General features: G+C 41.7%; 18 protein-coding genes. 14 read left to right on the forward strand and 4 right to left on the reverse strand.

Translation table 11 applies throughout. The features are described 5' to 3' along the window. Window positions 1-159: 159 nt before the first annotated feature. Window positions 160-381, reverse strand: coding sequence for a hypothetical protein (locus AC3WTL_RS02615; protein ID WP_248347793.1), 222 nt, complete (start codon window positions 379-381; stop codon window positions 160-162). Window positions 382-827: 446 nt separating this feature from the next. On the opposite strand from AC3WTL_RS02615, the gene AC3WTL_RS02620 reads away from it, so the two are divergent. Further along, window positions 828-1,136, forward strand: coding sequence for a YciI family protein (locus AC3WTL_RS02620; RefSeq protein WP_492368947.1), 309 nt, complete (start codon window positions 828-830; stop codon window positions 1,134-1,136). 420 nt (window positions 1,137-1,556) lie between these two features. On the opposite strand, the gene AC3WTL_RS02625 is transcribed toward AC3WTL_RS02620, so the two are convergent. Beyond that, entirely contained in the window at window positions 1,557-2,309 is a 753-nt protein-coding gene (locus AC3WTL_RS02625; protein WP_492368948.1) for a YwaF family protein, read from the reverse strand. Window positions 2,310-2,550: 241 nt separating this feature from the next. On the opposite strand from AC3WTL_RS02625, the gene AC3WTL_RS02630 reads away from it, so the two are divergent. From AC3WTL_RS02630 to cyoE, 13 genes are all read left to right on the forward strand, one after another. Beyond that, complete coding sequence (locus tag AC3WTL_RS02630; protein ID WP_492368949.1) at window positions 2,551-2,856, forward strand: hypothetical protein; 306 nt, start codon at window positions 2,551-2,553, stop codon at window positions 2,854-2,856. A gap of 221 nt (window positions 2,857-3,077) precedes the next feature. Then, window positions 3,078-4,727, forward strand: coding sequence for a multicopper oxidase family protein (locus AC3WTL_RS02635; protein ID WP_252218581.1), 1,650 nt, complete (start codon window positions 3,078-3,080; stop codon window positions 4,725-4,727). Window positions 4,728-5,169: 442 nt separating this feature from the next. After that, window positions 5,170-6,159, forward strand: a complete 990-nt coding sequence (locus tag AC3WTL_RS02640; protein WP_492368950.1) for a LacI family DNA-binding transcriptional regulator — start codon at window positions 5,170-5,172, stop codon at window positions 6,157-6,159. 226 nt (window positions 6,160-6,385) lie between these two features. After that, a complete protein-coding gene (locus tag AC3WTL_RS02645; RefSeq protein ID WP_492368951.1) occupies window positions 6,386-7,816 on the forward strand; it encodes a PTS transporter subunit EIIC in 1,431 nt (476 codons plus the stop codon). Window positions 7,817-7,871: 55 nt separating this feature from the next. After that, window positions 7,872-9,362 carry a glycoside hydrolase family 32 protein gene (locus tag AC3WTL_RS02650; RefSeq protein ID WP_492368952.1) on the forward strand — a complete coding sequence of 497 codons (1,491 nt, stop codon included), beginning with the start codon at window positions 7,872-7,874 and terminating at the stop codon, window positions 9,360-9,362. A 10-nt stretch (window positions 9,363-9,372) separates the two neighbouring features. Next, window positions 9,373-10,350, forward strand: a complete 978-nt coding sequence (locus AC3WTL_RS02655; protein ID WP_492368953.1) for a carbohydrate kinase family protein — start codon at window positions 9,373-9,375, stop codon at window positions 10,348-10,350. Window positions 10,351-10,611: 261 nt separating this feature from the next. Further along, window positions 10,612-11,070 (forward strand): fasciclin domain-containing protein, encoded by a 459-nt coding sequence (locus tag AC3WTL_RS02660; RefSeq protein WP_492368954.1) that lies wholly within the window; start codon window positions 10,612-10,614, stop codon window positions 11,068-11,070. A gap of 392 nt (window positions 11,071-11,462) precedes the next feature. Continuing rightward, the gene (locus AC3WTL_RS02665) at window positions 11,463-12,557 is read left to right on the forward strand and encodes a DNA sulfur modification protein DndB (RefSeq protein ID WP_492368955.1); all 1,095 of its coding nucleotides are present in this window, start codon (window positions 11,463-11,465) and stop codon (window positions 12,555-12,557) included. Then, window positions 12,554-13,588: a DNA sulfur modification protein DndB gene (locus AC3WTL_RS02670; protein ID WP_492368956.1), complete on the forward strand. Its 1,035-nt coding sequence runs from the start codon at window positions 12,554-12,556 to the stop codon at window positions 13,586-13,588. Before AC3WTL_RS02665 ends, AC3WTL_RS02670 begins: the two co-directional genes overlap by 4 nt. 154 nt (window positions 13,589-13,742) lie before the next feature. After that, window positions 13,743-14,306, forward strand: coding sequence for a competence protein ComK (locus AC3WTL_RS02675; RefSeq protein WP_492368957.1), 564 nt, complete (start codon window positions 13,743-13,745; stop codon window positions 14,304-14,306). A gap of 176 nt (window positions 14,307-14,482) precedes the next feature. After that, a complete protein-coding gene (locus AC3WTL_RS02680; RefSeq protein WP_492368958.1) occupies window positions 14,483-14,884 on the forward strand; it encodes a hypothetical protein in 402 nt (133 codons plus the stop codon). A gap of 189 nt (window positions 14,885-15,073) precedes the next feature. Next, a complete protein-coding gene (locus AC3WTL_RS02685; RefSeq protein ID WP_492368959.1) occupies window positions 15,074-15,814 on the forward strand; it encodes a hypothetical protein in 741 nt (246 codons plus the stop codon). 230 nt (window positions 15,815-16,044) lie between these two features. Next, window positions 16,045-16,962 carry a heme o synthase gene (gene cyoE, locus AC3WTL_RS02690; RefSeq protein WP_248347774.1) on the forward strand — a complete coding sequence of 306 codons (918 nt, stop codon included), beginning with the start codon at window positions 16,045-16,047 and terminating at the stop codon, window positions 16,960-16,962. Between the two features lie 39 nt (window positions 16,963-17,001). On the opposite strand, the gene AC3WTL_RS02695 is transcribed toward cyoE, so the two are convergent. Together AC3WTL_RS02695 and AC3WTL_RS02700 are read right to left on the reverse strand one after the other, a co-directional pair. Beyond that, window positions 17,002-18,003 (reverse strand): HAAS signaling domain-containing protein, encoded by a 1,002-nt coding sequence (locus AC3WTL_RS02695; protein WP_492368960.1) that lies wholly within the window; start codon window positions 18,001-18,003, stop codon window positions 17,002-17,004. Beyond that, window positions 17,990-18,337, reverse strand: coding sequence for a PadR family transcriptional regulator (locus tag AC3WTL_RS02700; protein ID WP_252218544.1), 348 nt, complete (start codon window positions 18,335-18,337; stop codon window positions 17,990-17,992). The genes AC3WTL_RS02695 and AC3WTL_RS02700 overlap by 14 nt, the downstream gene beginning before the upstream one ends. Window positions 18,338-18,564 lie beyond the last annotated feature (227 nt).

Raw genomic sequence — 18,564 nt, forward strand, 5'->3', positions numbered from 1 at the left:
TAAAAATCATGTTTTAATGACTGTTGCCATAAGTGCACGATCTAATAAAGCGATGCTATCATCAGCATTTATAAAATTACCATCTATAGCAAGTGAATACGTATACTCTCCAGAAGATGCTTGCGTTCCTTATCGTCTGCTGCAGGATTTATTCCCTTCCTATTTCGTCATAGTAAAGATTCTTCCATTATTTAACTCACACCAATCCAATTCGTCATATGTTTCCTTTTTTCCATACTTATTAAAAAAAGCTTCCTTGTTATCGAATACTTCCATTAAGCCATTTTCCAGTAATGTGATCATTTGAAAAGTATTTAAATTAAAAACGCTGGAGACAGCAATTAATTCACCTATATGGACATTGTTAGCAACATTTTTCATAATTTACACTCCTTTTTAGAAAAATTCTGCTCAGATTTACCGTTCCTAATAGAAATATCCCGATGTCTGTTTAACAATACATATATTTTTAATCTTAGCTGTACAGATGAATGTATGCGCCGATCCTTCCAATACAAATTAAAAAGAAAAGAACTGGCTGTTAGCTGGCATGAAATAACAAAAACTCGCCAGGGTAATGACGAGTTTTCTCTGAATAGAGTTGATCATTAGAAAACACTTTATTGTGTTATTATTTGGTTAAAGGATGCACCTTATACGAAAGTACTGGTAGCATTTGTTGATCAGTCTGATTTAGTGACTGTATGGAACACAGCTAGAGAAGCGTTTGGTCTACATAATGTTCCCAGTACCTTGTCTGAAAATCAATTAGTTGAAATAGAAGCAGTCGCTGCACTATCGAAATAAAGGCAGAGGGGGATAAATTTATGCAATTTATTATTACGGCTTATGACGGCACTGATGAGAAAGCCTTGGAAAGAAGATTACAGGCAAGGGAAGAACATTTAAGAGGTGTAGAGAAGAGATGTAAAGAAGGAGAGCATTTATATGCTGCAGCGATTCTTGATGATGAAGGAAAAATGATTGGCAGCTTGATGGTGGTGGAGTATCCATCAAGAGAGGAACTGGACCTATGGCTTAAAGAAGAACCTTATGTAACCGGAAAGGTATGGGAGAAAATTGAGGTTCATCCTTGTAAGGTGCCACCCCTATTTATGCAGCTGCATGGGGAATGAAGCTCATAATACATTAATCTGAATTTGAAAACCGGTTAAACAAATTTTCTGCCGTCTGTATAAGTACTGGCGGCTTTTTAGTGTAAATGTAATGTTCTAAATAACTGGTAATTATCTTTTACCTTTGGTGCTAATGTAGTTAATCCTCTTATTTATTTAAAGAACGATCGGTATTCTTCTTTATTCTCCATATAAGATATTCGGTCTGTAACTGGGACCATACAAAGCCGCCGACCATTAAGGCAAAGTAGAGTTTCCTATCTTGTTTATTTTCTGATTTTCTTCCTGCAAATGCAGTAAGAAAAGCTGCCAGGACGTGAGCCAATACAGGGAGAAAAGTTCTCATCTTTGACACTCATTTCTTTTTAATTTTTTATATCTGCTTTCTTTAAACGGCAAGCAAAAATTTACTAGTGTAATCTATTCTTCCTGTTTAGCAAGATCAATATTCAGCTGAGTACGTTCCCCGTTTTTCACTCGCTTTCGCAAGAGGAACCAGGTAATAGAGCTTAGGGCAATCAACACACTTTCCAATGTAAAGATATACCATGGATAAGGACCCAGTAAATCAAATAAACTCGGGCTTTCAGGTTTGTGCCTCAAGAACCAATAGTTTCCGTCTGCCTGATTATTTACGAACAAGATGATTGGCAAAAGGAGATTGATAAAGATCAATAGCTTCCTTAATGACCGGAAAGACGGATAATAGCCTTTTACCCAGGTAAAATATAAGGCTGCCCATACTACCATTATATGCTCATAAAAAAAGCGGAAGTAACGAAAATGCGGGAAATCATATGTCAGGGCAGGGGTGATGATCGCTTGTGTAGCACCCAAAACAGCTATAAAGAACATCAACTCAAAAAATATTTTTCTTCGCGTCATTAGTAAAAAAATACATAAAATAAGAGCAATGTTACACAATTCCAAAGGCAGGGAGCGACCGAAACTCCATACTCCATTGATGTACATCCAAACGTGATTCATACCTTCAATTAAGATCAATGAAAAAGCGGTCCCTATTTCAATCCTTCTCCATTTCTGATCATTTAATTTCTTTCGGTTTAGAAATATAGCAGCTGCAACAAGCAAAAAAATGCTTAAGGCAGCTATGTGATTTACAGAAAACAAGCTAAATTGGAATGAATGATTACTGCGGCTAAACCACTCCATGATTTTCCACCCCACGATTGAATAAGAGCAAATATAAGGTGTGCTTTTTCGATGTGTTTTATACACTTTTATGCCCTTAATGGTTAAGTTCATAAAAAAACATTGCCATTGGATCCGTATGAACATTAAAGTACATTAATCGTTTCTCATAGAACTATCAAATCCAGCCGGAAATAAAAATATGATACATTTTTCTATCGATAATGAGGAATATTAAAAAAAGAAAGAGGAGGGAATTCCAATGCATGATGTAACTTCTTCAAAACCGAAATCAGAGCCTAACGCTGTTCCTTTAGGGGTTAAGTTAACAGATGATGAAAATGCAAACGGATTAACATTTAATCTCGTTACATGCTACCAGCTTTTTGCAAAGAGACAAGCAGATGCAGTACGTAATGATGCAGGCAAAATATGGATTGAATTCTTTCTTGAATGGGCTATGTTTGGTGGAACTCTAAAAACACTTATGCGAAAACGAGGATGGCTAAAGGTTCCGCCTTATTATTATCCCCCTGGATTTCCGAATAAGCAGAAAACCAACTCATAGTATTTGAATTGTTTTTCTGCTTTATTTTTTTGTTTTGTTAAACAATGTTGTTAATTAATTATTGCTGTCAGTATTGGCGGCTTTTTTTAATGGACTGTTTGTAGACTGGTATTCACACATTTTTACACCTTTCCAGTATTGGCCGACACCAACTATTTTTTTATTCATTTACTATTAATGAAGCACTAGCTTCTACTCTATCAAAAAAGGTGGTGATTTTTATGAAAGAAGAAATGGGGAGTCTTGAAACAAATGAGTGTCTTGAATATAAAGAAGGTGTAGCCGTTAAACAGCCGGGTACTATCCAAAAATTTGCTGATGAGCTCCCGATCCCAGAGGTGCTCAATCCGACTTCTCAAGGAGAAGATGGGGCCTATTATGAGGTTGAAATGAAGTGTGGAAAGCACCGGTTTCATCGAGATTTTAATGAAACCGTTATCTACGGCTATGATGGAATGTATCCTGGCCCTACGATTGAAACAATGAGAGGACAAGCAGTAAAGGTAAAATGGATCAATCATTTGCCATTGAATCACTTTTTGCCAGTAGATAAAACGCTTCACGGCGCTGCGGGTAATCCTGAGGTGCGTACGGTCGTGCATCTTCATGGAGCGAATGTAGCACCTGACAGCGATGGTCATCCTGAAGACTGGTATATACGGAACAACGCTAAAGTATTTGAATATCCAAATGACCAGCAGGCAACTACGCTATGGTATCATGACCATGCATTGGGAGTCACAAGACTTAATCTTTATGCTGGTCTGGCAGGCTTCTACCTTATTCACGATGAACATGAGCAATGCCTTGATCTTCCAAAGGGTAAATATGATATACCGCTGATGATACAGGATAAAACCTTTAGGGAAGATGGCTCACTTTTCTATCCTGCAAACTCTGTTCCTCCATCTCCCGTTAATCCATCAGTTGTTCGTGCCTTTATTGGGAATACCATGGTGGTCAACGGAAAGGTATGGCCGTATCTTAACGTAGAGCCAAGAAAATATCGCTTTAGAATGCTAAATGCTTCTAATACAAACGGTTTTACTTTTAAACTCTGGGACAAACACCAAATAGAACAGCCCTTCTATCAAGTAGGCACTGATGGCGGGCTGATAAGCAAAACAAAACGGCTGAAAAAATTTCCGCTGGATCCGGCTGAACGATTAGATGTGATTATCGATTTCTCGAAATATGCAGGTCAGACGATAACGCTTCGAACAGAAGAATTGAATCTTCAAGGGAAGCCTGAAACGTTTAAAGAGGATGTTATGCAGTTCAGAGTAGGAATCAAGGCTGAATGCGAAGATAGAAGTGCCATTCCAAATAAGCTTCGCCATTTTGAAAAATTAGACCCTAAAAAGATTCATCCAAAACCAAAAGTAAGAAGATTTGTCATGACTGAAGATCCAGATGGGCTAGGAAGGTTTAAGCTAACGATAAACCACCTTGGATTTATGAATGCTGCTACAGAATTCCCAGAGATTGATAGTGTTGAGATATGGGAATTTGCCCATCCTACTTTTGATTCTAATAGTCCGCTTGGCATTCCACCTAACATTACACACCCCATCCATCTTCATCTTGTTCAATTTCAAATTCTCGAACGCCAGGATTTTGACGTAAAAACCTTTAATGAAAAAGAATGGATTAAAAATGGCAATGGAATTAAACTTGGAAAAAAACATCATCCAGATCCAAGTGAAAATGGATGGAAGGATACGGTAAGAGTTGAACCAGGAAAAGTCACGAGAATTATAGTTCCCTTTAAGCATTATACAGGAGAATATGTATGGCACTGCCACATTCTTGAACACGAGGATCATGATATGATGAGACCGCTGATTATTACGGAAAAGGATTGTGAGTAGGTAAATCAAAAATGGACCAAGTTCGCCTTTAGCGAATCAGAATTCAATAAAGCAATGATCAAAAAGCCGCCCTCAGGACGGCTATTTGCCTTGTGTATTTTAATGGTTATGTAAATAGATTATGATGTCTTTTTTATGATTTTTCTATATGTTCCCCATGACGAATGCAACTCTGATGGCTGCTGTGGTTTTTAAGAGGATCTACTAAAGTAATGACAGCGGAGGACACCTTATTATAAAAAACATTTTGGTATGAGATATAGAGGCTGGTGAGCCAGTTAATCGAAACAGTTCCCGGGAAAACTGTAATGAAAGCAGTAATAATACGGAATTAATTGAATCTTACCAGAAGAACGATGGTTCCAGCACGCAGTTCCCTATAATTACTTCCTCTATTCATATATAATAAAAGCAATTCTAATTACAAATAGGTGAACAAATCATGAATACAACGATCAAAGATATAGCGAAGCTTGCCGGAGTTGCCAAGAGTACGGTTTCCAGGTATTTGAATGGCGGCCATGTAAGCGAACAGACAAAAGCCAAAATTAGAAAGGTGATTGAAGAAACGAAGTATGAACCTAATTCGTTTGCGCAAAGCCTGAAGGCTAAGAAAACGAACTTTATTGGGGTCATTGCACCTACGCTTGATTCTTATGTTACATCGACGGTGCTGATGGCCATTGATGAAGAACTGAGAAAGAGGGATTATACCACCTTGATCATTAGTACAAGCAAGCATGTTGACCGGGAAATCGAAAGCCTAATCAGCTTGTCCCGCCAAAAAGTCGACGGCATTATTCTGATTGCGACAGGCGTAACGGAAAAACATATCGAGACGATTAACTCCATACAAATTCCGGTTCTGATCGTCGCACAGGAAGTCGATCATTGCACCTGCATTATTAATGATGATTATCAGGCAGGATTTAAAATGGGCCAGTTTGTTGCACAAAAAGGGCATCGCGCTGTCGCATATATCGGAGTAGCCGAAAGCGATATTGCAGTAGGGCAGCGCCGGAAGCAGGGAATTTTGGAGGGGTTAAAAACAGCAGGAGTTTCTGATGTTAAAACCTTTGTATCCCAGTTTGATTTGCAGGATGCAGCCAGAATCACACAGGAAATGCTTAAGGACATCTCACCGACAGCCATCATTTGTGCGACTGACACAATCGCGTTTGGGGCTCTGAAGACCATTTCAAAACTCGGCAAAAAAGTGCCGGAGGATTTTTCAATCGCAGGTTTTGGGGGATACAATATTTCAGAAGTCATTCATCCTTCCCTTACGACTATTCGCTTTAAAAATGAAGAGACAGGTGTAATGGCTGCCGAGACGATTATTAAATTGACCAACAGGGAAGAAGTCACGCCATTACAGGTCTCCGGATTTGATTTTATTGAAGGCGAGAGCGTGAAATGTGTAAAAAGCTGATAACGTTTTCAAAAATAGGTTGTTGAAAACTGAAAACTGTACTATAATCAAATTAATGGAACCGGTTCCCGCGCAACGAACCCTTATATCGGGTGAAAAGCGGGTTGTTTTTTGAACTGAAATGGAACCGGTTCCAAAAAGATGATAAACAAACATGACTATTTTTTTATACAGAAATGGAACCGGTTCCGTTTCCGTTTCTGTATAAAGGGGAGGAAATAGACAAATGGCAAACATAAAATCCAAATACCTGCCTACAGTCCAAGAATTACTAAAGTTAATTGGAGGGAAGGAAAACCTTCAGGGTGCAGCCCACTGTGCCACAAGGCTGCGGCTGGTTCTGATAGATAATTCACTGGCAGACACGAAGGCCATTGGAGAACTTGATTTTGTGAAAGGTTCGTTCGTAGCTGGAGATCAGCTGCAGATTATCTTTGGGGCAGGTACAGTTAATGATGTGTATGCTGTCTTCACAGAAGAAGCAGGCATTTCAGGAATGTCACTTGGCGACGTAAAAGAGCAATCTGCCCAGAAACAGAATGCGTTCCAAAAAGGGATCAAGGCTTTATCCGATGTGTTTGTTGAAATAATTCCAGGATTATTGGCTGCTGCACTTTTGATGGGGGTTACGGGACTTCTCAGCCAGGAAGGGATTTTCGGCGAACAGTCGGTGGTTGAAATGTATCCGGCCATTGCTGGATTTAATCGCTTTATCAGCATCATGTCAACCGGGATCTTTACAATTCTGCCATTGCTCGTTGTGTATTCGGCAACAAAGCGATTTGGCGGCAACCCGGTTCTAGGGTTAGTGCTTGGTGCAATTATGCTTCACCCCGATCTTGCAAATGCTTATTTAGTTGGAAACGGAACAGTCGAACCGGAAGTCATCAGCTTATTTGGCTTAAAAGTTTCACTTGTTGCCTTCCAGGGCGGGATTATCATTGCATTGTTAATGGGACTTGTTGTGGCTAAGCTTGATCAATTTTTCAGCAGAAAAGTTCCGGATATTATTAAACTTTTCCTGGCGCCATTTCTAACGATTGTCGTTTCTGGTTTTCTATTATTCTCGGCTATTGGCCCATTTGGCCGTCTGTTATCAGATGGAATTACGGCGGGTCTGATGTGGAGTGTTGATAACTTAGGGATTGTCGGGTTCATGCTGTTTGCGGGAATCCAGCAGGTGATTGTTATTACCGGCCTTCATCACGTCATTGGAGCAGTTGAAGCACAGCTGATTGCTGACACAGGATCGAACTTCATTATGCCGCTAATGTCGGTTGCTTTGATGGGACAGGGTGGAGCAGTGCTTGGGTACACTTTGGCTCTATGGAAAAATGATAAAGCCAAACAGATTGGCATTTCAGCGTTTGGTTCGACTTTATTCGGAATTTCTGAACCTGCACTGTTTGGGGTTAACGTGAAATATAGATTTCCGCTCGTTATGGGCTGCATTGGCGGTGCCATCGGCGGAGCGTATGTATATATGACAGGAATAAAGGCATTAGGCTTTGGTGCGACTGCACTGCCTGGTTTCGCGATTGTCGCGGCACAAGGAAACGGACATATCAACTATATTATCGCCAATGTGCTTGCACTGGCTGTAGGAGCGATTCTGACGGTTGTGTATTTTAAAGTGAAAAAACCAAACTTAGATTAATAGAATGGGAGGGAGAAATTCCTCTCTTCTCTATTTTTACAGGAGAGGACTTAGTATGGAGAGATATACAGAAGAGAAGTATCGAACGTTATATGACGCAAAAGAGAATGAACTGGAGAGGCTCCGGGAAAAATCCGCAGAATCCTCTTGGAAGCCGGCCTACCATATCCACCCGCAGTACGGTTTAATTAATGACCCTAATGGACTTGCTTATTTCAACGGAGAATTCCACGTTTTTTATCAGTGGTACCCATTTGGTGCGATGCACGGCATGAAGCATTGGGCCCACGTGAAATCAGCGGACCTTGTGAACTGGGAGCGTCTCCCGGCTGCACTGGTTCCGGTGGAGGATTATGAGTCTCATGGTGCCTATTCCGGTGCTTCTCTTGAGGTGGACGGAATGCTCTATTTGTATTACACAGGCAATATCAAATACAGTGCAGAGGAAAGATCGGCGAATCAGTGCCTGGCGATCATGGACCAGGAAGGGAAGATTCAAAAATATGAAAACAACCCGATTATTGAAGGGGTTCCGCAAGGCTATACCGGGCATGTCCGCGATCCAAAGGTGTTTGAAAAGAACGGACGCTACTATATGCTGCTTGGTGCACAGCGTGAAAACCTGACTGGTGCCATCATTGTCTATGAATCTGAAAATGCCATTGACTGGTCCTTTAAAGGGGAGCTGAATCTGCAGATTGATTTTCCTGATTCGGTGTATATGCTAGAGTGTCCGGATTATTTCGAGCTCGACGGCAACGATGTGCTGATTTTCTCACCGCAAGGGTTAAAGCCTGAAGGGCATGATTACCATAATCTATATAATGTCATGTATGCAGCGGGCCATTTGGATGTAGAAGCTCTTTCATTTGAGCCTGAGCATTTCCAGGAGCTTGAAAAAGGGTTTGATTTTTACGCTCCGCAAACGTTTGCCGGCAAATATAATGAGCGCCTGTTATTTTCATGGGCGGGAATGGGTGAAATCGATTATCCGAGTGATAAAGAGGATTGGGCGCATTGCCTGTCAATTCCGCGTGAGCTGTGTCTTGTCGATGGGAAGCTTGCTCAAAGACCAGCAGAAATGCTTAAGCAGCTTCGCGTAAAGTCGGAAAAGAGCAGCGTGACCATTGAGTCGGGAAGCCTAATGATTGATGAAGGAATCGGGCAGCACGAGCTCGAATTTTATTTTGATACAGTAGATGCTGATGTATTTGGGATTGAGCTGTTTGCTTCTGAAAAGGAGGGTTTAGTGCTTGAGTTTGACCGCAACTCACAAGCTGTGAGTCTGAACCGGGAAAAATTTGCATCCTCATTTGGCGGGGACTACGGTTTTGTAAGGAGCTCAGAACTGAAACTCGATTCTTCTGTAATAGTTCAAGTGTTTGTTGATCATAGTATTGCTGAGATTTTTATCAATGATGGGGAAGCTGTGTTCACGGCAAGAGTCTTTCCTGAAAAAGGGTCTGACGGAATCAGATTGTTCAGTGACAAAAGAGTCAGCGGCACTTATACGAAGCATGAGTTAAAGCAAGGCATTACACGTTAAGGGTGAGAACATGACGAAATTATACTCGATTGGCGAAGTATTAATAGATTTTATCCCGCTCGAGAAGGGGGCTGCATTAAAGGATGTCACCGCTTTTGAGCGGGCCCCGGGCGGTGCACCGGCTAATGTTGCTGCGGCTGTGGCAAAGTTTGGACACAATGCATCGATGATTACCAAGCTCGGTTCTGATGCATTTGGCGATTTTCTGATTGAACAGCTTCAAAACGCCGGGGTGGAGACAGACAAGATTCTCCGCACCAGCGAAGCGAACACAGGACTTGCGTTTGTATCGCTGAAAGAAAACGGTGAGCGTGATTTTTCTTTTTACCGGAAACCGTCTGCAGATTTGCTGTTTGAAGAATCGGAGCTGCAGGAAGAGTGGTTTGGTAAAGGGGATATCCTGCACTTCTGTTCGGTTGACCTGGTCGATAGCCCAATGAAAATAGCCCATAAGAGAGCTGTGGAAGTAATGAAGAAAAAGGGCGGCCTTGTCAGCTTTGATCCGAATGTCAGACTGCCGTTATGGGAGAGTCCGGAGGATTGCCGGGCTGCCATTCTTGAATTTGTGCCCCATGCTCATATTGTGAAGGTTTCGGATGAAGAACTGGAATTCATCACCGGAATCAGTGATGAGGATGAAGCGATTGCTTCGCTCTTCAAGGGAGATGTTCAGGCTGTGGTCTATACAAAGGGAGCTGATGGAGCCGAATTATATACACAAGCTGATAAATGGGAGTCTTCGGGATTCACAGTAGATGTCCAGGATACCACTGGTGCAGGAGATGCATTTATTGGCGGATTTTTATTCAAGCTTCTGGAAGTTAAAGCAAACCCTGAAAATGTGTTAAGCATAATAATAGAAAAGCATGAAGACATTTTGCAGTTTGCTAATGCAAGCGGGGCGTTAACAGCTGCAGGCAAGGGGGCTATATCGGCACTGCCTGTTAAGGAAAAAGTGCTGGCCCTTATAAAGGAACAGGAAAGATGACACGCCATGTTTTGATATTCAAAGAAGATGCAATGAAGCATAATTTCCGTATGAGGAGATTATGCTTTTTTAGTTATAAAAATATAGTATTTCTGAGCATAAGGGAAACACCATTCATGCTGCTTATTAGGCACTTGAGTATAATCAGGATAAAATTTACAGAAAAGTAAACAATAATTCCTGGTGTTTACATAGTGTGCACCATTAAATGAAAAAGGAGGCATTCAACTGAAGAAGATAATTGCATTTTCACTGGTTTTTATGATGCTGCTTTCCTTCTCTGGACTGGCATCAGCTGCAGAAAACACTGGTACTAAGAAAGACATCGTTGATACTGCTGTACAAGCTGGGGATTTTAAGATCCTGGCAGCTGCTTTGGAGAAAGCGGGACTGGTTGATACGCTTAAAGGTGAAGGACCATTCACAGTTTTTGCTCCAACAGATGCGGCTTTCAACAAGTTTCTGACGGAAATGAACATTACGGCAGAACAGTTATTGGCAAGAAAGGATCTGAAGGATATTTTGCTTTATCACGTTGTTCAGGGTAAAGTCATGTCTTCAGATTTGAAGGATGGAATGAAGGCAAAAACACTCGCAGAAAAAGATGTGACAATTTCACTTAACCCTGTTAAAGTCAATGATGCCACTGTGGTAACACCTGACATTGCTGCTTCCAATGGTGTAATCCATGTCATTGATCGCGTATTATTGCCGAAATAGATCTGAGAAGAGACTGAAATTCCCCTCGGGGTTTCAGTCTTTTTTTATGCCTTCTTTTCACGTAGTTTCAAGATGATCCAGCTGAGAACAGCCTGTCACAAAATGTTCGAAATTAGAGGAAAATTTGTTTTTTTTATATCTGTTTTATTTTAGGAAGGTTGAAAAGAGTGTTTTAAGAAGGTATTTGTGACATAAATCACAAACAAAAGTCTCACGCCAGGTTCGAAAATTTAGCAGCATATTTTATCTTGTCTTCCCGCTACTGTCAATGGTATGAAAGCAGGCTGACTTATCAAAATCAGGCCTTAGAAAGAACGGAGCGAGTGTGATGGTGAAAAATGATTTTACAATAATCAGACAACATGCCTATAATGAATCTCGGGGTGAGAAATATGAAAGATATTGGCGTGTTAACCAGAATTATGGGCTCGGCATACAATCAATTTGGTAAAAAAGCACTAGTCACTCAGCTGCGATATGCGACTTTGGAATCGATGTTTGAAGTGGATGAGGAAGTTCAGAGAAAGCTGGATCCAAAAAGGCGGGTGGAGATCAGAGAGTTTATCATCCAATCGCTTGAAGAAGGCAAAGATTTTTACTTTTCCCCATTTGTGTTTTCGGCCAGAGGCGCGATTCGCCAAACGGAGGATGGATGGGAACTGACTCCCGGAAGCAAGCTTTACATCATTGATGGCCAGCATCGCAGCGCGAGTTTCTCATCTGCCTTAAGCCATCTTAAATCCAAGAAAGAATCAGCGGAAGAAACAGGCAGGCTGGATGAAGCCATTATGCTGCAGACCTATATTGAGAGAGTGAAAGAATATCCCGTTGCCATGCAGGTATTCCTGGATTTGACAACAACACAGGAGAGGCAGCTTTTTACTGATATAAATACGGAAAGAAGAGATGCTCATATCGGGCAGGTTATGCTCTATGATCAGCGTGACCAATATACGGAGATGACAAGAACCGTTGCAGCAAAGCTTCAGCCTTTCTTTGAAATAGAACAAAGCCTTTCCAGAATTTCTGTTCACAACTCCGCACTTACATCATTGGCCACCATGAGGAGATGCATCATTGCCTTATTTGAAGGTATTTTAACAGTAAAAAAAGGTACCCCGTATTATAGATGCAACCCGAAGGAAGCAGAAGAGATCGCAATCGAATTTTTTCAGATATGGCAGCAGATTTTCCCTAAGAGAAGCGCTAATAGACTTAAATTTGTAAGCGGTTACTCGGGTGTGCAAATAGCTCTTGCTTATTGTGCCAACCAGCTGACCAGGACTCATAACTTATCCTACAAAGAAGCTATACACGAACTCAAACACTTAAAATTCGAGTGCAGCTGGAAGCACAATGATCCTATGTTCCGGCACATGTTTGACAAGAAAAATTTGAAAATTAAAGGCCATTCTGCTACGAGGAAAATCCAGCAGACCTCATTGGAATTCAAAAAGAAAATTGTACAGGGAGGGCTGAACCTGTGATTGTTCATGATATTTTCACTAAGCGGCAGACTTTTATAGCGCTGCCTGTTTCCGAACTGGTCAAAATGCATAAAGAAAAAAAGCTTATTCTGAGAGACACGAATCAGCTTCAGGTCAGACGGATTAAAAAGTATATCTTCTCGAATGCTTCAGGTGGAGAAATATATATGCCGCCGCTGGTTGCCGCAGCAGAAGAGGGGATGTTAGGAGGGCAACCGCCAGGCGGATTAAGAATTGTAGATGGGTCACACCGGATGAGAGCCATTCTTCAGCTTGAGGATCAAATTTTCATGAGTATGAAAAGTGAGAAGGATGAAGAAATCCGGAATGCTTATCATCTTCAATATCTGCTGGAGAAGACAGAGATCTCCATTCAGGTCCTTGAAGGACTTTCCAAAGATGAGGAAAACCAGCTTTTTATTGATTTAAACACAAAAGGGAAACAGGTGGCATTGTCCAAGCGAATCGCCTATGATTCGAGAGACCGTTTAAACGGGATGACGAACCGGATTCTCCAATCCAATGCCAAGCTGATAGAAGCAGGTGTGGAAACCGAAAAAAGAGCCATTATTCGGCCAGCTAATAAAAAATTCCTCTCACTTTCCCAGCTGCGCTTGCTTGTGGCCACTTTTCTGGCAGGCAAGCTGTTAAACAGATCGGATGAATGGAAGGAGAATGCCGGGGGAGAGGATGAAGCTTATATGGATGTCGTAAATTCCTGGTTTGATAAACTTTTCTCCTTAGAATCTCCTAAAAGAATCGGAAACTATCACGAAACCATGCTGGCGAGCTTTCCGCTTATTCAGGCCATATCCTTATACGCTATGAAAGACTGGGGATATCAATCACTGTCAGTCAAAAAACAAAGTCTGAGTGAACGAATGGATAGCCTAAAAGTAGTGAACTGGAGCAGCACGAATCCGGAGTGGAGAAGATTTGACGGAAATGCAAGAGGGGAATTCTTTTACCTTGATAAAAGCAAGAAAAATATAGAGGCGATTGCCAATTGGCTGGAGACGCAAAGGAGGTGAGCATGATGTAACAGCATAAAAAAACCCTCAGGCGGGTCCGGGAAGACGATAGCCTGAGAGTCTAGTTGAGATGGAGTATACCAGCTCATAAGTTAGTATACTCCTTAATTTACATTTTTTAAATAGTGAAATATAAGGGAGGATATTAATTACAATGAATGCATTACTAATACGGGAGTATATCATCATACCGGAAACGAAATCAATTAGGGCCCATTATAACGAAGAAGGCGAATGCTGCAGTTTGGTTTTGGAAGGGAATTATACGTTTATGGTAAAGAAGAGGCCGATTGAGATCATAGATGAAAGCATAAACTATTATGGCTTTGATCTGAATGGTGCATCGAGCGGTTCGAAAACTATACTTGGACCCTGCAGAGCTGCCCCTGTAAGAATTCCGGGTGGGATGGACATGTATTGGTTTCCTCATACATCGCCTGGCCACGATGAGTGTGTGTGGTTTGCGCTTCATCATGTGGATGCCATCATGCCAGAGGGCTATAATACCTCAAACGTTTATGTGAGTGGCGGTCATTGTTTTAAACTGAATGCGGCTGAAAAAGAGGTCTCTATGAAATATGACCGGACAGAGATACTGGCATCAAGAATATCCAAACGAAAGGAAAACACTTTCAGCTTTATTATGGAAAGAACCACCGATACATACTCGGTTAAAAAAGGAAAGCGTAACTATATCATTGAAAGGAAGAAAAAGTAGCATCAGACAGCGTCTTTTGCCGGCTTAAGGGTGCCTGTCCAGCATAGCAGTAATGGGGATAGGCACTTTCTAATACAGTAGATTGATAAGCTAATACTATCCAGGCTAAGATCTCTTAGATGTTGTCTAATTCGACATAGTTCCTGATATAATGATAAGAGAAGGAGGTGAGAAAGGTGGAAAAAGTACTGAATTTAATCCTGAACAAGCTTGAATCATTAGATCATAAAGTGGGTTCCATGGACAAGAGGCTGGACGCACTGGACCAAAAGGTCAGCTCGATGGATAAAAGGCTGGACACACTGGACCAAAAAGTTAACTCTATGGATAAGAGGCTGACAGCGGACTTAAAACGGCATGAGGATCTTATCCAGCAATTGATTCATAGTGTTGCTGCCACTAATGTTAAAATAAATGAAATGAATGAAAAATTGTCTGTTATTGATGTGAAAGCAGATCAGGCTATTGAAGGGGTTGCCGACCTTAAAGAATCGGCTATTTCAAGGCATGATCTTGCTTATTATGATCAGAAGATTTCAGAGCACTCCCGGCAGATTTATAAGCTGAACAATCAGTAATCCTCCTGAAGAACACTTCGCATTATCTTCATCTTCACTATTGGATCCAATCAGGCACCTGACCTCATGCATTGGACTAAGAGGACAGGTGTTTTCATTTTTCTAACCCACCCCACTAAAAAATTAACAGGGCAGCGTCGTACAATTAATGTAAAAGAGGATGACATAACTCAGAGGGAGATATCATACATGAAAAACCTGACTATATTTACCGCCTCAGCTGCAAAGCCAAATATCATCGTGAATTCTGCTGATGATGCAGACCGAAATGATCCTCCGGCAGACTGGAGCATTTCAGCCGAGAACCCTGAAGATATCATCCATGGATTCTCTCAATTAAAAATCATGAAAGAATACAAGCTAAGAGGCTATCAATATTTCAGCGGCAGAAACGGAAATGGGGTGGTGTGGGCGATTCCAGCAGCAGTGGAGCTTCCTGATCCTGATCTTTGCGGCCGGTTGGATGACTTTTTCCTCAGTCCGCCTAAACCTCAGTTCGCATTGGATGACTTTATGGAGGCGATTGATGGGGACAGGTCACCTTTATCCTATCTGCAGGCGGCGATTGCTTTGCATGAGCTTTATGAATTTGGGGCGATATGGCATGGCTGTTCATGGGGACAGGATCGGATTTTGCCTTATACGGATGATTACAGAGAAGAGATGCGTTCAGATATAGACGAGCGGAATCCGCGAATAGAAGACTACTTAAATTTTATTCACCCGTGGGATGAACTGAAGGATATTCCGGATATCCTAAATCCTCATTTTTTCTATAAAAATGGAAAACCGATAATCATTTTTTATACGATTAATGATATCGGCTATTACAAATTAAACCGGTACATCCATACTTTTGAAAAGGAATCCTATATCCAGAAGGTAAAACGTGAAGAAATTGGGTCAGGTCCAGGGGGAATCATTTTCTGATTGAAATGAAACAAAGATGTCACGATTATAAGCCCCATTACCATGCAAATAATGTTAGAATCAACAGGGAGGACTAAGCGGCAGGCAAGGTTCTCTTTTCTTTTTGCAGAGAGTTTACCAGCATTGGGATTTTTCAGAAATCATTGAGCATCAACTCCTGTTATAATAGGTGTATAATGAGTATTGGTGTATAGAGAAAGAGAGAATAATTAAAAGGGGAAGAATTGATCATGAAAGAGGAAGAAACCCTGAAGACGCAGGGACGGCCTTTATCAAAGATCCTCGCACTGACAGTCAAAACAGGGATTATTAAATCCAATCTAATCCCGATGTTTGCAGGATTAACACTGGCCTTATATACGTATGACTTCGGCCTTCTGGAGAAGCTGCCCGAAATTCTGCTGGCCTTTATAGGCTCAAGCCTTGTAATGGGGGCAGCAGGGGCTTTTAATAATTTATATGACCGTGATATCGATTCGATCATGAAGCGGACTCAAAGCAGACCAACTGTTACAGGGGAAATCAAGCCAAAGCAGGTATTGTGGCTTGCAAGCCTCATGTCTGTGTTTGGGATTCTCGCTCTTGCCTTCACGACTCCGTTAGCAGGGCTGCTTGGATTTTTGGGGCTGTTTTTTTATGTGGTCCCTTACACGATGTGGAGCAAACGAAGAACCATTTATAACACGGAGATCGGAAGCATTTCAGGTGCGATGCCGCCGCTTATCGGCTGGGCTGCCATCCATCCGGATATCACGCATCCTGCGATCCTTGGGCTGTTCATCATCACCATCATCTGGCAAATGCCGCACTTTTATGCGATTGCCATCCGGAAGCATGATGAATATAAAGCGGCGAATGTGCCGATGCTGCCTGTTGTTAAAGGCGTCAGAAGGACATATATCCAGACGAATGTTTATTTAGTTATTCTGATCGGGATCAGCTTTCTGTTAGGTTCCTTAAGCACCGGCCTTATGCTCGTAGCATTGCTCCTCGGGATTGCCTGGCTGGTACTCAGTATCTACGGCTATAAACGGATGGATCCTGAAAAATGGGCAAAATCACTGTTTATCTTTTCGCTTGTCCATATGACAGTTCTTTTTTCGACGGTGATTATTTATTCGATTATGGGGATTATTTTTAATTTGTAAAAAACAGACACACTGGACAATCAGTGTGTCTGTTCTTGTTTAAGAGGTGATTCTTGATTTGCGGAATCCATCATAAATACTGATTCCTGCATAAATGATGAAAATAATGATGATGCTGCTGAGCAGCCAGTTCTTCAATTGGGCAGCTGATATTGCAAATAAATCGGTCATGTATGCAATAAATTCTGCCTGGAGCAAATTCGGGTTCAGCAGGATGAAGATGAACACGATGGTGGCAAGCAGTTCAAGGATGGTATTGAAGATCGCCATTCTTTTCGTCCACTGGCCAATGATGAGTTTGTAGAGAGCGAGTCCCGCTTCGAGCGCAATGATGACTGCCACAATAGGCCAATATCCGAGCAGAACATCCTGGTTGACCGCGGCAATCTTAAACTCCAATCCTTCACCTCCGCCTCTATAAACACCCATCAGCCGGTCGGCATAAAAGTAAAGGGTTGCCCAGATAGCAGTCCACATTAAGCTTCCGAACACCTCAAACTTGGAAATGGCTTTTTTCTTCGGAATATACGTAATGCTTTTCAAATCGTCCGGAGTCCACGGTTTTAAGCTGGGTGACAGTGGATGCTGCTCTTTTCCTTTATCCATCCTTTCAATTACGGCGAATACAATCGTCAGCCAGAAAAATACCTGGACGGCCACTTCCATGAGTCTCCAAATTCCGTAGCCCGTTAATTCGAGTATGGCATTGATGATCGTTTCGTCCCGGTTAAAATTAAAAATAAACTCGGCTGCAAGTGATATCAATGAAATCGCTGCGGCAATCGGCAGGATCATTTTTAACAGTGATACATATACATCAAAATACCGCGGCCCGATCAGGTGCATCGGCTGATCCCGGTATCCTGCCGCGAGGGTTGCGGGACTGCCCAATTTGCTGAGGACATCCCTCACATCTTCCTCATTGTAATCATCCGGAAGCATATCCCCGATTGTTGACTGAAGCTCGAGTGCGATATCCGCACGGCTCTTTTCAGGCAGCCTCCGGGTCACTTCCTGTATATATATTTCAATTAAATTCATCTTCCTCATCCCCCTTTAACAGCCCGAAAAGCTGTTTGGAATTCTTAATCCATTCTTCTCTCAGTTGCAGAAATGTCTCCACACCCAGTTCGCTTAAAACATAATACTTGCGCGGCCGGCTCTCCGTATGATCCCAGCTGCTTGTGACAAGCTCTTGTTTTTCCAGACGCCGCAGCAATGGATATAATGTGCTCTGATCAATATTGATGCCGGAGTCCTCCAATAGCTGAACCAGTGAATACCCGTATTGCGGTGTCCGAAGCTGGCTTAGCACAGCCAGCGTCAATGTCCCTCTGCGCAGTTCAGTTGTTAACGAATTCAGCAGCGTGCTCATTCAATCACCTCGCTCCATATACTATATGTCATACACTATATGGTTTATACTATGTATCATACAGTATGAATGTGATAATAATCTACTGCTTATTGTACTTTTTTTGGCACTGTTTTGATAAGCAGATGTGCAGTGCAGCCACTTCCTTTTGTAATCCAGGTGGGCTAAGTCTTCATTTTTTAAACATCGGGACAATGGTCTGTCCAAATGAATATTTAGAAATATGA

It is taken from the genome of Cytobacillus sp. EB106-05-05-XG126 (assembly GCF_058791715.1).